Raw genomic sequence first — 14,901 nt, 5'->3', positions numbered from 1 at the left:
AGCGAGAGGCGAGCCCAGAGCTACATGGTGAAGTCAACCAGACGCGTAAACGGTAGGCCGACGGGGAACACGCCCCAAATAAGGCCCCGGGCTCGTGCATATAAAGTACATGACACTCCTCGGACACTGGAATTACGCACATATTCTCCACCGGATCGGGGCTCGCTACCCGGTCCGGTTATTTTTTGTACTTCGACACGCACGGACTTGGTGCCGACGTTGTAGTCGAGTCGGAGTCCCAGCCGGTCGTAGATCCTCATCTTGTCTTCCGGATCGGCTTGGCCGATTACCTTCACCAAGTCGCCCAGTGTGTTGGCCACCGCCTCGATCTCCTCGACGGTCATGGCCCGCCGCCCGGTGGCACTGCGCAGTTCGGCCTGCGCCCCGACGCGTTCGGTGTTGGTCTGGCTGATCCAGCCCGCGACGGTGGCCGGGTCAGCGCCCTGGTCGAGCAGCGTCTTGTACTGGCCGAGCTTGCGGTCGCAATCGGCGATCCGCTTGCGCAGCCCCGCGACAACCGCCGCCGTCTGATCATCATGGGCCGAGGCGTCGGCCATCGCGGCGATCGTCTCCGGAACGCGGTGCGGGGCGAACACTTTGGCCAGCCAGGCATCCAGATGCGGGATCACCGCGTCTTCGCGCAGATACACCGTCAACGGATGCTGCAGATGGTTGGCCGTGGACAGTTCGCTGGGATAACGGCAGCGGTAGTGAGGTCGGCCGTTGTTGAACGTGCCCTGCATCTTGCGCCCGCACAGCCCGCAGAACAGCAGCCCCCGGAGCTGGTAGGTCCGTTTCGCGGGCCTGTGGGGTTCCAAAACGCTGTCCATGGTCTGACCTGCGCCTTCGGGATCAGCTACGAGGCCCTGTGGTACTTGTTGGTCAGTCCGCCGAGGACTGGTTCGCGGCGTGTCCGCTGAGCGGGGAACGGGATGACGTTCGGGTCGTCGGCGGGTGCGCGGAGGCCGTGGCTGCGGTGGGGCCGGCCGGCGTTGTAGTGCTGGGTGTAGGGGTTCAGGACGGTCCGCAGATGACGTTCGCCGAAGATCAGCATCCGGTCGGTGCATTCAGTCCGGGTGGTCAGCACAAATCGTTCGGCATAGGCGTTGGCTCGCGGGCACTGTGGTGGGATCTTCTTGATCTCGACGCCCTCTGACGTGAATACGGTGTCGAAGACGGCAGTAAACTTCGCGTCGCGGTCTCTGACTAGGAAACGGAATCGGCCTGCACGGTCGCCGAGATCCATGACAAGGTTCCGTGCGCACTGCGTCACCCACTCCCCCGTCGGGCGGGCCGTGACCCCGAGGATGTGGACGGTACGGGTTCCGACCTCCATGACGAAGAAGACATAGAACCGCCGCCAGGACACATCATTGATACGCTTCAGAGCTGGCGGGATCCGATGCGCACGCAGCACCCGGCGGATCGGGGAAGCGCCGACCCGGCGGCCCAGTCGGCGCAGCTCGCTCTGGATCCGCGTATAACCCCAGCCTGGATTCTCCCTAGCCATCCGCACGATCACAGCGACGAGATCGTCGGGGATCGGCGGACGCCCCGATGGACGAGGCTAGCGCCACTTGCGACAGACCAGCCACCGATGCCAGGCGAGTAGGGTCGCCGGGGTGACCAACCGGTGCGCACGCAATGCCCGAGGCAGGAGCCAGGCCAGCGAGCAGATGACCGCCCTGACGCAGCACCAAGAGCTCCGCGTCCCTCGACGCGGAAGATCGGGCGAGCAGAGCCAACCAACCGACAACACGGATAAGGATCAAATACAGCAACCGAAACCACACGATCGACAACCATCCCGGCTACTCCCCTGCCACCAGTAACACCCCTGGTCAGCAGCTATACGCTAGTTATGGAACCCGGCAGGCGATCTCCGCACCAAGTCCGTTGTAGTTGGAAGCCTGCCCCGGGGCCGGCATGACGTTCGTTGCCGATCGCGCGTGGGGCACGATGTCGGGCGGTTTCATGTTTCGGACTGGCGCAGGCATGTACTCCCCGACGGCGCCGTCTGCCGGTCCGAAGCAGCAAGGGTGGGTGCCTGTGTCCTTATGGGAGTATGGCTTCGTGGTCACTGCTGGTCGGCGGCAAGCAGCCCGGTACGGGCCAGCACAGCCGTCTTTGTGAACGATGAGGAACCTACGCCGTGCACACGAGCTTGACTCCCCCGCCCGCCGATGCCTTGTTGTTCGACTGGGACGGGACGCTGGTCGACAGTCAGGATGCCAACTACCAGGCCATGGTCCATGCGCTGTCTCCGGTCGGGATCGACTTGGAGAAGGAGTGGTTCTACGCCCGGACTGGGATCTCCTCTGCCGAGATGATCGAGCTGCTCGCCCGCGAGTACGGCGTCAGCCTGCCGGTCGCGATGGAGGATCTCGTCGTTGACCGCGATGCTCACTTCCGTCAGCGGGCCGAGAGCATCAAGCCGTACTCCGCGATCCTCGAAGTCGTGCAAGCAGCCCACGGCAGTACGCCGATGGCGATCGCCTCTGGCGGCTCCCGCGAAATCATCCTTGGCACTCTGCGCCATCTGCCGTTTCGTGACCTGTTCGATGTCATCGTCACCCGCGAGGACGTCGAGCGCGGCAAGCCGGCGCCCGACATCTTCCTGCGTGCCGCCGCGGATCTGGGCGTCGCGCCGGATCGCTGTGTCGTCTACGAGGACAGCGACGAGGGCATCAGCGCTGCCCACGCCGCGGGCATGCACGTGATTGACGTGCGTCCGTACACCGGCCGCGACACCAAGGGCATGCCTGTCGCCCGCTGATCCGCCACGTCCGACACGGCTGTCTCAGCCGGACAACGGACCATCTCCTGCCCAAGAGGATCCGATCCTCCGTGCGGCCGCAGTTCTGTTGAACGTTCCCATATTTGCATAACAAGGGTGCTCCGGTGTCGAGACTCTTGCTTGACAGACCATTGCATTCGTACTCTAATCAGGAATCAGGGGCGTGCGAACGTTCCCATAGTTTTGAGAAGATCCGCGCTCGCATCGAGCCTCGGCGGTGCTCCGTCCCTGTGGTGGGTTTCGGCGCGGGACCAGCGGTCGCACGTCCGGGGCTACCCGGCGGCGTCCGGCCAGGGAGAACGTCGTCATTCCGTGCTGCCGCTATCAGGCCGGCCGCTTCGCTGGTGGGACCGCCGAGCATCCGTCCTGGAAAGGCAGAGAATGAAGAAGGCTGTCGCACCTCCCCTGCTCGTCCTCGCAGCGGCGCTGACCGCGGTGGTGGGCACCTCGGGCGCTGTCAGGGCCGGAACGCCGGCGCGGACGTTGACCGCCGCCGCGCCTTCCCCGGCAGCGGTCGCCCCGGCCGCCGCGCTGAGGCTGGAGCCGTTCGGGGACTCGATCACCTACGGTTCCCACAGCAGCGCCGGGAACGGTTATCGCGGTCCGCTGTGGAACGAGCTGACCGCTGAGGGCCATCCGCTGGACTTCGTCGGCTCGGTCGAGGAGGGGACCATGGCCGACGCCGACGACGAGGGCCACCCCGGCTGGCGGATCGACGCGCTGCAGGGCCTGGTGAGCGGGTCGCTGGGCACGTACAAGCCCAACGTGGTCACGCTCATGGCCGGGGCCAACGACCTCATCCAGAACCACGACGTGGCCAACGCGCCCTCCCGACTCAGTACGCTGATCGACCAGATCACGACGGCCGATCCCGGCGCGACCGTCCTGGTCGCCAACCTCACGGTCTCGACCGACCCCAACGTCGTCGCCTACCGCGCGGCGTTCAATGCCGCGGTCCCGGGGATCGTCGCGGCCAAGCAGTCCGGCGGCAGGCACGTGGCCGAGGTCGACATGGGCGCGGTCGCCGTCTCGGACCTGGTCTCCGACGGGATCCACCCCAACGACGGCGGCTATCAGAAGATGGCCGATGCGTGGAACCAGGGCATCCAGACGGCCGCGGCCGCGGGCTGGATCTCCGCGCCCGTGAGCCTGGGCGCCGCGACGGCCTCGGCATCCGGCGAAGTCCTCTCGGGCCTGCCGGGCAAGTGCCTGGACGTCAACGGCGGCAACAGTGCCGACGGGACATCGGTCCAGCTGTGGAGCTGCAACCACGGCACCGCGCAGTCGTGGAAGGTCTACAGCGACGGGACTCTTCGTGCACTGGGCAAATGCCTGGACGCCACCGCGGGGGGTACGGCCAACGGAACAAAAACACAGCTCTACAGCTGCAACGGCACCGGAGCCCAGATCTGGCAGCCGTACAACGGCGGCTACCGCAACCTGATCTCCGGACGCTGCCTGGACGATCCGGGCTCCTCCGCGACCGACGGCACGCAGTTGCAGCTGTGGGACTGCAACGCCGGCGCCAATCAGAGGTGGGGGGCAGCCGGGGTCGGGCCCATCATGTCGGGCGTCACCGGCAAGTGTCTGGACGACAACGGCTTCGCCAACGTCAACGGCACCAAGGCCGGTCTGTGGAGCTGCAACGGCACAGGGGCCCAGCAATGGGTGTCGCACGGAACGACGCTCGAAGCCGGCAGCTTGTGCCTGGACATCAACGGCGGCGGCACCGGGAACAGCACCCTGGTGCAGATGTGGGACTGCAACGGCGGCGGCGGTCAGGTATGGCAGCCCGGCGCGAACGGCAGCCTGGTGAACCCGCAGTCGGGCCGGTGCCTGGACGACCCGGGGGGCAGCGCCACCGACGGCGTCCAGCTCCAGATCTGGGACTGCAACGGCACCGCTGCCCAGCGGTGGACGATGCCGAACTCCTAGCGACGCCTGTCACCCGGCGCACCGCGAGGCCTGATCAGACCGGCAACGAGTCCGATCAGGCCTCACGGTGTCACAGGACTCTGATTGACAGCCGCAAGCAGCGCCTCTCCGGCCTGCAACGCCGGAGCGTTCGACCAGCACGCGAATCAGCACCGGACGATCCCACCATCTCGGTGCGGTTCACCCTGACCGACCGTCGGCGACGGGTCCGACCGCGCCGTACTCGGCGGCCGGCCGCGGGATCGCGGCGAGCAGCGCGCGGGTATAGGGCTCCTGCGGTTGTTCGAAGATCTCCGCGGCCGATCCGCTCTCCACGATCCGGCCGTCCTTCATCACCAGGACCCTGTCGCTCACGTGGCGGATCACGCCGAGGTCGTGCGAGATGAACAACAGCGCCATGCCGAGGTCGCGTCGCAGGTCCGCGAGCAGGTCGAGGATCTGCGCCTGGATCGAGACGTCCAGCGCGGACACCGGCTCGTCGCAGACCAGCACGTCCGGTCCCGGGGCCAGCGCCCTGGCTATCGCCACGCGCTGCCGCTGGCCGCCGGAGAGTTCCAGCGGGCGCCTGGAGAGCACGGCGGCGGACAGTCCGACCTGCTCCAGCAGCTCAACGCTGCGCTTGCGCAACCCGGCGCGGCGCGCTCCGGGTCCGCCGGCGGCCACGGCTTCGCCGATCACCCGCTCGACGTCGAAGCGCGGGTCGAAGGAGCTGAGCGGGTCCTGCTGGATCGCCTGGATGCCGGGGCGGCGACGGCGCCGGTCGCGCTCCTTCACCCCGCTCCACGGCTCGCCCTCGAACAACACTGTTCCGGTGTCCGGCTCGGCCAGGCCCAGCACGATCCGCGCGATGGTCGTCTTTCCCGAGCCCGATTCCCCCACGACACCGAGTGCCTCACCGGGCCGCAGGGCGAAGGACACATCCAGGACGGCGTCCCGGAAGCCGCCACCGGGTGTGCGGAAGCGCTTGGAAATGGCGTCGACCGAGATGACGGCCGGAGCGGCGTGGCCGGAGTCGAGGTGTGCCGCGTCGAGCACGTTCTTGGTGGGTTCGGGTTCTGCCACCTCCGCGGAGGCGGAGATCCGGGACGCGGCCGCCCGCACCGCCGATGCCGCCGCCGCCGATGCCGATGCCGCCGCCGACACCGACACCGGCACGGGCACCGGAGATTCCGGGTGCCAGCAGAGAACCGCGTGTCCGTGCGCACTGCCCGGCGCGTCGCCGGGAACCGCGACGAACACCGGTTCGGGGAGTTCGGCGCGGCAGCGCTCGTCCGCGCGGAGGCAGCGCATCGCGTACGGGCAGCCGAGCGGGCCGGGCGCGGCGCCGGGCTGCCCGGCGCCGGACAGCCTTGCCCCCTTGGAATGGGCGCCCGGCACCGCTTCCAGCAGCGCTCGCGTATACGGATGCCGCGGATCGGCCAGCACACGGCCCGCCACGCCGTGCTCGATGATCAGGCCGCCGTGCATCACCGCGATCCGGTCCGCCAGGCGGCCCACCACCGCCAGGTCATGGCTGATCAGCAGGAGCGAGGTACCGCCGTCGCGCAGCTCGCCGAGCAGGTCGAGCACCTGCGCCTGCACCGTCACGTCCAGCGCTGTCGTCGGCTCGTCGGCCACCAGGAGCTCGGGACCGGCGGCGAGCGCCGAGGCGATCAGGGCACGCTGCCGCAGGCCGCCGGAAAGCTGGTGCGGGTAGCTGCGCGCGCGCTGCTCCGGGTCGGGGATCCCGACCTGCGCCAGCAGTTCCCCGACCCGGGCGGCGGCCTGCGCGCGGCCGACCGAGGCGTGCGCCCGCAACGCCTCGCCCACCTCGGCGCCCACCGTCCGCAGCGGGTCGAGGGAGACCAGCGCGTCCTGCAGCACCAGGCCGATGCGCCGGCCGCGGATCCGGCGCCATTCGGCTTCGTCGAGCGTGCGCAGGTCCGTTCCGCCGAAGGAGAGCTCTGCCGCGCTCACCCGCGAACGTCGGCCGGCCAGGCCGACCAGGGCGCGCGCGGTGACGCTCTTGCCCGAGCCGGACTCTCCCACGATGGCCAGGCACTCGCCGGCCTCAAGGCTGAAGGAGACGCCGCGCACCGCGTGGACCGGTCCTGCGGGGGTGTCGAACACGACGTCGAGGCCTGCGACCGCCAGGGTGCGGTACCCGAGGCCGTCGTCGAGTCGGCCGGGCGGCGCGGCGTCGTCGACGCCCCTGGTGGTGCTCATCGGGTGCTCCTCTTGGTAAACCGTTCTTGGCCGTAGCGGCCCACGACGTTCATGGTGATGACGCAGACGGTCACGGCCACTCCGGGGAACACCCCGAGCCACCACGCGCTCTGGAAGAAGTCGCGTCCGCCGGAGAGCAGCGCGCCCCACTCGGGGACGGGCGGCTGGACGCCGAGGCCCAGGAAGCTGAGCGAGGACGCGGAGAGCATCGCCATGCCGATGCCGACGGTGCCGAGCACCAGCAGCGGGCCGAGTGCGTTCGGCAGCACGTGCCGGACGATCAGCACACTGCGGCGCAGGCCGAGTCCGACCGCCGCCTCGACGTAGCCCGAGCGCACCACGACCAGCGCCTCGGCACGCACGATCCGCGCGTAGCCGGGGATGAACGCGATCGCCACGGCGAACATGAGGTTCAGCTCGCCGGTGCCGAGGATCACCACGGCGAGCAGCGCGAGCAGCAGCGGCGGCAGCGCGAGCACGACGTCGGCGAACCGCATCACCGCCCAGTCGCCCCAACGGCCGCCAAGTGCCGCGGCCAGGCCCATGACCGTGCCGCCGGCCAGGGCGATCGCGGTGGAGCCGAGGCCGACCAGGACGGAGGGACGGGCGCCGTAGAGCACCCGGGCGAACACATCCCGGCCGAGTTGGTCGGTACCGAACCAGTGCGCCGTGCCGGGCGGCTGGAGCACATCGGTGATCCGGACGCCGGTCGGGGACTGGCTCGTGAACAGGCCCGGTGCGAGGGCGACCAGCGCGATCACGACCAGGGCCAGGGTCGCGAGGAGCATGCCGGGGCGCTGCGGGGCGCGAGGCGCGCGCAGCGGGCGGAGCCGGGCCGAGGGCCGCCCCGGGGATGCCACGGTGCTCATGCGTGCGTCTCCTCGACGGGTCGGAGCCTCCGGTGGCGGGCTCGGGGGTCCGGCCCGCGATGTGCGAGTGCTTGATCCATTGCGCGCTCACCCCGTCCGCAGTCGTGGGTCGATGAGCAGGTAGAGCAGGTCGACCACGGTCGAGATGAGGACGAAGAACAGGGCCGAGACCAGCACGAGCGCGATCACCACCGGCATGTCCTTGTTGGTGGCCGCCTGCAAGGTGAGCGCGCCGATTCCGGGGCGCCCGAAGATGTTCTCCACCAGCACGGCGCCGCCCAGCAGGGAGCCGGCGAGCCATCCCGTCAGGGTCACCAGCGGGATCGCGGCGTGCCGCAGCGCGTGCTTGAGCCGCACCCCGGTCTGCCCGACGCCGCGGGCCCGGGCGGTGAGCACGAACGGCTGGCCCAACGCGGCTTCCATGGCCTCGCGCAGCACCTGGGCGAGCAGCCCGGCGATGGGCAGGCCCAGCGTGATCGAGGGCAGCACCAGCGAGGCGAAGTCCTGGTCGCCCGCGACCGGGAAGACGTGCAGCTGGAAGGAGAACACTGTGAGCAGCACGATGCCCACCCAGTAGGAGGGGGCGGAGACCGCGACCAGTTCGCAGAACCCGGCGGCCGCCCGCAGCACGGGTCGGCGGCCGGCGGTGAGCAGCGCGGAGCTCACCGCCAGCACGACGGCCACCGTCATGGCGCCGGCCATCAGCTGCGCGGTGGGCCGGAGCTGAGCGGAGATCAGTCCGGAGACCGGCTGCTGCAGCTGGTAGGACTGGCCGAGGTCGCCGTGCACGAGGTGGTCGAGGTAGTGCAGGAACTGCAGCGGTACCGACTCGTCGAGGCCGAACCGCGCCCGGATCTGCGCGCGGACCTCCGGCGAGGCCGTGTTGTTCTGCCCGAGCAGGATCTGCACCGGGTCGCCCGGCACCAGCTGGAGCGCGGCGAAGGCGATGGCGGCGGCGCCGGTCATCACTGCCAGCGCCGACGCCAGCCGCCGGGCGACCGGGGCGAGCACCTTGGTTCGGAACCTCACGAGAGCCAGACGCCGTAGAACACGGCCCAGTCGTTGGGGTCGAAGGTGAGGCCGTGCACCGAGTTCTGCTCGCCGACGATGGTGACCGGGTTGTAGATCGGGACCGTGGTGGCGAGGTCGATGACCTGCTGCTGCACCTTGCCGTAGGACTGGTCGCGGGCGGTCTTGTCCAGGGTGGCGCGGCCCTGGGCGGTGAGCGAGTCCAGGGTGGCGTCCTTGTAGAAGGTGGCGTTCTGGCCGCCGGCGGAGATGCTGGCCGAGTTGTAGAACAGCCACAGCACGTCCGGTTCGTCCCGCGACCAGCTTGAGTCCAGGATGCCTTCCTTGCCGCCGTACGCCCGCTGGAGGTAGGTGCCGATGTCATACTGCGGGCGGGTGATCCGGACACCGACCTTCCGCAGGTCGGCCTGGATCGCCTGGCCGAGCACGTCGCGCTGGTCGGTGATGTACTCGGCCGGCAGCAGCGGCCACTCGACGCTCAGCACCGCGCCGTTCTTGGTCCGGTAGCCCTGGGCGTCGCGCCCGGTCCAGCCGGCCTCGTCGAGCAACCGGTTGGCCAGGTCCGGGTTGTAGGCCCAGGAGTTGACGAGGGCGGCGTCGTAGCCCTGGGTCGAGGGGGTCAGCGGGCTCCAGGCGCGCGGGTAGACGCCGAAGTAGACGGCTTTGACGTCCGCGGCGATGTCGATGCCGCGCTGGATCGCCTCACGCACCCGCTGGTCGTCGAGCGGTGCGACGGTGGTGTTGAGCCAGAGGTTGTAGGCTCCGCCGGGCTGCTCAAGCTCTTTCACGGTGACGCCGGGTGTCCGCTTGAGGCTCGCGACCTGCTCGGCCGGGACCGAGCGGATCACCTGGGCCTGGCTGCTGGTGAGTGTGCCGACGCGGGTGGCGCTGTCCGGCAGGAACCGGAAGGTCAGCTTGCTGAGGTAGGCCGGACCGCTGTGCGCCGCGCCGGCCGGGCCCCAGGCGTAGTTCGGGTTCTCGGTGAACACCGCGCTCTGTCCCTTGGTGTAGCCGGCGAAGACGAACGGGCCGGTGCCGATCGCCGCCGCGCCGCCCGCACACAGGTTGTTCGAGTGGGCGGCCAGGGCCTTGGGCGAGTAGAAGCCGAGGTAGGCGGTGCCGGCCGCCTGGAGGAACGGCGCGAAGGGCGCGGAGAAGTCCACCCGCACCGTGTACTGGTCGACCACGGTCGTGCCCTTGTACGGGCCGAGCAGGCTGGAGGCGTACTGCGACCGGGTCGCCGGGGCGGCGATGGAGTCGAAGTTGGCCTTCACCGCGGCGGCGTCGAAGGGTGTGCCGTCGGTGAACGTGACGTCCTTGCGCAGGTCGAAGGTGTAGCTCTGCAGGTCCGAGGACACTGTCCAGGAAGCGGCCAGCCAGGGGTGGAAGGTGCCCGAGGAGTCCTCGGAGACCAAGGAGTCGAGCACGTTGCGGTCGATCTCGCCAGTGATGTCCTGCGGGCTGATGTGCGCGTCGAAGCAGGTCGGCTCGGTGTTCACGGCGTAGGTCAGCGATCCGCCGGCAACCGGCTTGGCGTTGGCCGCGACGGTGCTGCTCTTGCCCGAGCCGCAGCCGGTGAGAGTGAGAGTGGCGAGGGCGAGGACCCAGGCCGTCAGGCGCGCGGGTCTGGAGAGTTGCATGCGGAGAGTCCGATTCTGAAAGTCGAGGAAGGTGTTGGAGGTGTGTGCGTGTATTGGTGCTCGCCGAACCGGGTTACTGGGGCACGATGTCCGGCAGTCGCGCGGCGGTCGGGCGCCAGTGGTCGAGGAAGGATTCGGAGAGCTGGACGCACTCGACCCGCGGGAAGCGCGGGGCGGACATCCGGTAGCTGATCCGCCAGCCCTTCGGCGTGAAGCGCAGGACGTCGAAGTACTCGCCGTTGTGGATGCTGCCGTCCGGCAGGACCGCGATGTAGCGGCTGCGCACGCGGACCGTGCCGTCCTCGTGGACCAGGACGACCGGGTTGAGCGTGTTGTGGTCGGCGGTGTCCGCGGTCATCCGCCGCAGGAAGGCGCGGGCCTGGTCGAATCCCGTCACCTCGTATCCCGCGCCGAGGCTGTTCCCGACCGTGACGTCCTCGGTGAAGACCAGGTCGAGTTCCTCCTCCAGGCGGTTGTCGAAGATGTGCGCGAACAGCGCGAGGCTGCGGTGGATGTCCGCGAGGTCGGCCGGGGAGAGTCCGCGGGGCATCTCGCTCTCCTCAGGCCGCGTCGTCGGTCAGCTGCCTGACGAAGCCCAGCCGGTCCGGCAGCACGCTGTACCGCACCACCTTGCCCGCCTTGATCGTCAGGGTGCTGATACTGACACCGCTGAACCGGCGGCCGGTCGCCGGGACCCCGAACACCTCGCCGATGTGCACGCCCTCCAGCCGCCAGAACGCCACCACCCGGTCGCCCTCGGCGATCAGGTCGGTGACGACCGCCTTGGCCTCGCCGACGTTCGCCCAGAGCCACCGCGCGTGGTCGCGGAAGTCCTCGATACTGCCCGCGCCGTCGCTGCGGGTCTCGTCGACGGCGTCCTCGGCGATGAACTCCGTCAGTTCGTCCAGGTTCTGGCGGCTGACGCTGTCGAAGTAGCGCCGGGCGACGGCCTTGTTGGCCTCCAGCCGGTCGGCCTCGGTCCGGGCCGGCTGCGTGCTGCTGGTGGAGCTCATGCGGTACGTCCTCTGTTTCCGGTGAGTATGTGCGTGTGCGGCTGTATGCGTATGTGCGTGTGTGTGTGTGTGCGTGTGCGTGTGTGAGCGGGGTGCCGGGTCAGTCGGTGACCCGCACGCCCGACTCGCCGGGGGTGGTGGGCGGAGGCAGCAGCCCGCCGCTGGCGCTGAGGCCGCCGTCGACGGGCACGGTGACGCCGGTGACGAACGAGGCCGCGGGCGAGGCCAGGAACCAGATGACCTCCGCCTGTTCGCGCGCGGAGGACCAGCGCTGCAACGGGATCCGCCGGGTCAGGCTCCTGGCCAGCGCCGGGTTCTCCAGCAGTCCTTCGGTCATCCCGGTCAGCGCCGCGCCGGGCGCGACGGTGTTGATCCGGACGTTCTCCACGGCATAGTCCAGCGCCAGGCCGCGCACCAGGTTGATCACCGCGGCCTTCGACGCGTTGTAGGCCCAGGTGCCCGGATCGCCGCGGAGCCCGGAGATGGACGAGGTGACGACCACCGCGCCGCCGCCCGCGGCCCGGAACGGCGGCAGCGCGGCCCGGATACCCGAGGCGACGCCGCGCACGTTGACGGCCAGGATGTGTTCGAGGCGGCCGAGCGCGCCCTCGCTCTCCAGCGGCCCGGCGCCGCCGATGCCGGCGTTGAGCACGGACACGTCGAGGCGGCCGAACTCGCTCAGCGCGAGGCCGACGGCCGCGTCGTTCACCTCGTCGTCGGCCACGTCGCCGACGAGTGCGCGCACCGATTCGATCAAGGCGAGTTCAGCGAGCCCCTCCTCCGCCACGTCGACCGCGACGACGCCGAACCCGCGCTCTGCGAAGAGTTCGACGGTCGCCCTGCCGATTCCCGAGGCCGCGCCGGTGACGACGGCCACGCCGGCCACCTGTTGTGCTGAGTCTTCTGCCGGTATCGCGTTCATGGCTGTGCCGGGCTCCGTTCTTCCTGGGTCTGTTCGGTCGAGGTGGTGGCCCCGCGGGTCGGCAGGGGTATCCGCTCGGCAGGGTGTCCGCTCAGCAGGGGTGTCCACTCATTGCCGGGCCGTGTCGACCGTCGGCCGGACGTCCGCTTCGAGCACGGTGAAGTGGACGCCCGAGTTCGTCATCGTGAGTTCGGCGGACACGCCATCGGGTCTCGGAACGACCTTCAGAATCGGCCACGCGCAAGGGTCGGCAAAACCCCTGCGCTGCCCCCTGTGCCCCCTACAGTCGAAGGCCCTTGTCCCTGGTCAGACCACTGATCACGAAACCGCGGCGGAAAAAGGGGGGTCAGCGCCCGCGCCGAGCGGTGGAACCCGACGCGAGGCCCTCCGCCTACGCTCGCAGTCTGGTCGGCAGGTCGAGGCGGCGCGTCACGCCGAGTTTGCGATAGATCCGGGTGAGGTGCTGCTCCACGGTGCTGACGGTGACGAAGAGGGTTCCGGCGATCTCTCGGTTCAGATACCCCTGGGCGGCGAGGTCGGCGACCTTGCGCTCGGCTTCGGTGAGCTCGGTGGCGCTGGTGCTCTCCTCGTCGCCGTCCCCGTCGGTGTCACCACCATCGGGCTCGGCGACGAGGTGATCGACCGACAGCGACTGGTAGAGCGGCTCCGCGCCGCAGTCCTTGGCGAACTGCGCCGCCTTGCGCAACACCGGACGGGCTCTGCGGAACTGGCCCAACTCCTGGTAGACGGCGGCCAGGTCGGCGAGCGCCAAGGCCGATTCGTAGGTGTCGCCCGCGGCCTCGGCCACGTTCGCGGCCTCCCACAGCACCGAGGGGCGCTGCGCTGTGTCGAGGGTGGCGGCGTGCACCCGCAGCGCCATGGCCCGGCTGCGGGTCGGGGCCCCGGACGGCCGCTCAAGCGCCTCGTCCACCAGGCGGCGCGCCTCGGACAGTTCGCCGAGCTGCAGGTGCGCCCTCGCGCACTCGACCCGCCACGGCACCAGACCCGGCAGGTCCATCTCCCACCGCGTCATCAGGTCGCCGCAGGTCCGGAAGGCGTGCAGAGCGGCCTCGATCCGGCCGACCGCCAGGTGGTAGCGCCCGCAAGCGTGCAGATAATGCAGGCCCGCCGGCGTCTGGAACATCGAGTTCGGCACGCGCATGTCGATGTAGCGCGCGGCTTCCTCGTAGCGTCCCAGCGCTGTGTTCGCGGCGATCGCGGTCGCCAGCGGGATGCCGATCACGATCCCCCATCCTTCCGCCGGCACGGCTTGCAGCGCGATCCGGGCGGACTCCTCGGCAGCCTCCAGCCGGCCCTGCTGGAGTGCGCTCTGTGCCAGGAGCGAAGAAGGCAGCGCGGAGACGATCGGCACGTGCTCCGCGGTGGACTGCTCAAGCAGTGCGCGGCCCCAGCGTTCGGCGTGTTCGGGCTGCTCGGCGTAGATCAGCGCGATCAACGCAGCGCTCAGCGACTCCAGGGTGGCCTCCGCGAGCCGGCCACGGCGCAGGATCCGCCCGGCCCGGGAGACCGTCTTGTCGACGTCCTGGCCGGACAGGACCGCGGCCAGCAGGTCGAGCCCGTCCAAGCGGCTGCGGATGGCGGGTATGTCGCGGGCCCAGGCCGGCAGCTCGGCGATCCGCTCGCGCTGCCCTGGATACCAGAACGCGAGCAAGGTGAACGCGGTCCACACCTGCGCGGCGGTGTCCACGTCGATGTCGTCGGCGGGGCCTTCGAAGCGCTCAAGTGCCTGCGCCGCCTCCTCCGGCAGGCCGTACCAGGAGAAGTAGCGCACGGCGAGCAGTGCGTGTCGGCCGCGCAGCAGCCCTTCCCCGAGGGTCTCCGCGAGCCAGGGCGTGTGCCGGCTCGCGGCCGCCGGGTCCATCAGCCACTCCAACCCGGTGAGCAGCGCGGTCGCCTCGGCGCGTTCCCGGCTCTCGGTGCTGTTGCGCTGGGCGGTCTTGAGGCAGTCGAGAGCGAAGCGTGTCTCGCCGTGGGCCATAGCCTGCTCGGCGGCGCCCAGCAGCGTCGGCACCGCCCACAGTGTGTCCGGCCTGCCCGCGGCCAGCAGGTGGCGCGCCACCTCGGAGAGCGCGGCGCCGTCGGAGTGCAGGAGATTCGCGATCCGGTGGTGCAATTGCTCGCGCTGCTCGCTCGACATGCTCTCAAGCACGGCTGCGCACACGGCGGGGTGGCGGAAGTAGCCGTCGTCGAGCAACGCGGCGTCGTGCAGGATCCGCAGCATCTGAACGACTTCCGCGCTGCCGATCTCAAGCAGCTCGCCGAGCTTGTCCGGCGCGGTCGCCCCACCCAAGACGGCGAGCGCCCTGACGACGTCGAGGCCGACCGGCTCCATCCGGTACAGGCAGCTGAGCACTCCTCGCCGGAAGGAATGGCCGGCGACCGCCGGCGGCGGCTGCGGCGGCGGTGGCTCCGGCGGCGGCGGCGGCGGCGGTGGCGGCGGCGGCTGCGGCTGCGGCGGCGGCGGTGGCGG

11 protein-coding genes and 1 pseudogene are annotated in these 14,901 nt (G+C 69.9%); 2 read left to right on the top strand and 10 right to left on the bottom strand.

Features of this window, described 5'->3' with window-relative positions:
- Positions 1-20: 20 nt before the first annotated feature.
- Positions 21-830: a recombinase zinc ribbon domain-containing protein gene (locus ABD481_RS43910; protein WP_344671869.1), complete on the bottom strand. Its 810-nt coding sequence runs from the start codon at positions 828-830 to the stop codon at positions 21-23.
- 26 nt (positions 831-856) lie between these two features.
- A pseudogene (locus ABD481_RS43905) lies at positions 857-1,793 on the bottom strand (integrase core domain-containing protein).
- A 359-nt stretch (positions 1,794-2,152) separates the two neighbouring features.
- Here ABD481_RS43905 and ABD481_RS43900 point away from each other — a divergent pair.
- Positions 2,153-2,776 (top strand): HAD family hydrolase, encoded by a 624-nt coding sequence (locus ABD481_RS43900; protein WP_344671868.1) that lies wholly within the window; start codon positions 2,153-2,155, stop codon positions 2,774-2,776.
- Between the two features lie 402 nt (positions 2,777-3,178).
- Positions 3,179-4,732, top strand: coding sequence for a ricin-type beta-trefoil lectin domain protein (locus tag ABD481_RS43895; protein ID WP_344671867.1), 1,554 nt, complete (start codon positions 3,179-3,181; stop codon positions 4,730-4,732).
- 180 nt (positions 4,733-4,912) lie between these two features.
- Here the strand turns inward: ABD481_RS43895 and ABD481_RS43890 are convergent, their stop codons facing one another.
- From ABD481_RS43890 to ABD481_RS43855, 8 genes are all read right to left on the bottom strand, one after another.
- On the bottom strand, positions 4,913-6,937 hold the full coding sequence (locus ABD481_RS43890) for a dipeptide ABC transporter ATP-binding protein (protein ID WP_344671866.1): 2,025 nt from the start codon (positions 6,935-6,937) through the stop codon (positions 4,913-4,915).
- Positions 6,934-7,806, bottom strand: coding sequence for an ABC transporter permease (locus ABD481_RS43885; RefSeq protein WP_344671865.1), 873 nt, complete (start codon positions 7,804-7,806; stop codon positions 6,934-6,936). Before ABD481_RS43885 ends, ABD481_RS43890 begins: the two co-directional genes overlap by 4 nt.
- 87 nt (positions 7,807-7,893) lie before the next feature.
- Complete coding sequence (locus ABD481_RS43880) at positions 7,894-8,835, bottom strand: ABC transporter permease (protein WP_344671864.1); 942 nt, start codon at positions 8,833-8,835, stop codon at positions 7,894-7,896.
- Entirely contained in the window at positions 8,832-10,475 is a 1,644-nt protein-coding gene (locus tag ABD481_RS43875) for an ABC transporter substrate-binding protein (RefSeq protein ID WP_344671863.1), read from the bottom strand. Before ABD481_RS43875 ends, ABD481_RS43880 begins: the two co-directional genes overlap by 4 nt.
- Positions 10,476-10,548: 73 nt before the next feature.
- Entirely contained in the window at positions 10,549-11,025 is a 477-nt protein-coding gene (locus ABD481_RS43870; protein ID WP_344671862.1) for a nuclear transport factor 2 family protein, read from the bottom strand.
- A 10-nt stretch (positions 11,026-11,035) separates the two neighbouring features.
- Positions 11,036-11,488, bottom strand: coding sequence for an ester cyclase (locus ABD481_RS43865; protein ID WP_344671861.1), 453 nt, complete (start codon positions 11,486-11,488; stop codon positions 11,036-11,038).
- 100 nt (positions 11,489-11,588) lie between these two features.
- Complete coding sequence (locus ABD481_RS43860; RefSeq protein ID WP_344671860.1) at positions 11,589-12,410, bottom strand: SDR family NAD(P)-dependent oxidoreductase; 822 nt, start codon at positions 12,408-12,410, stop codon at positions 11,589-11,591.
- A gap of 391 nt (positions 12,411-12,801) precedes the next feature.
- Positions 12,802-14,901: LuxR C-terminal-related transcriptional regulator (locus ABD481_RS43855; protein ID WP_344671859.1), on the bottom strand; the 2,100-nt coding region annotated here is incomplete at its 5' end.

The sequence above is a fragment of the Catenulispora yoronensis genome (assembly GCF_039531695.1).
GTDB classification, from domain to species: domain Bacteria; phylum Actinomycetota; class Actinomycetes; order Streptomycetales; family Catenulisporaceae; genus Catenulispora; species Catenulispora yoronensis.
This window is presented reverse-complemented; position numbering and strand designations above follow the sequence as displayed.

What these genes read in the sequence shown, in the direction of transcription:
- ABD481_RS43910 (WP_344671869.1), bottom strand. Translation starts at nt 830, where the DNA reads ATGGACAGCGTTTTGGAACCCCACAGGCCCGCGAAACGGACCTACCAG.
- ABD481_RS43895 (WP_344671867.1), top strand. Translation starts at nt 3,179, where the DNA reads ATGAAGAAGGCTGTCGCACCTCCCCTGCTCGTCCTCGCAGCGGCGCTG.
- ABD481_RS43890 (WP_344671866.1), bottom strand. Translation starts at nt 6,937, where the DNA reads ATGAGCACCACCAGGGGCGTCGACGACGCCGCGCCGCCCGGCCGACTC.
- ABD481_RS43885 (WP_344671865.1), bottom strand. Translation starts at nt 7,806, where the DNA reads ATGAGCACCGTGGCATCCCCGGGGCGGCCCTCGGCCCGGCTCCGCCCG.
- ABD481_RS43875 (WP_344671863.1), bottom strand. Translation starts at nt 10,475, where the DNA reads ATGCAACTCTCCAGACCCGCGCGCCTGACGGCCTGGGTCCTCGCCCTC.
- ABD481_RS43870 (WP_344671862.1), bottom strand. Translation starts at nt 11,025, where the DNA reads ATGCCCCGCGGACTCTCCCCGGCCGACCTCGCGGACATCCACCGCAGC.
- ABD481_RS43865 (WP_344671861.1), bottom strand. Translation starts at nt 11,488, where the DNA reads ATGAGCTCCACCAGCAGCACGCAGCCGGCCCGGACCGAGGCCGACCGG.
- ABD481_RS43860 (WP_344671860.1), bottom strand. Translation starts at nt 12,410, where the DNA reads ATGAACGCGATACCGGCAGAAGACTCAGCACAACAGGTGGCCGGCGTG.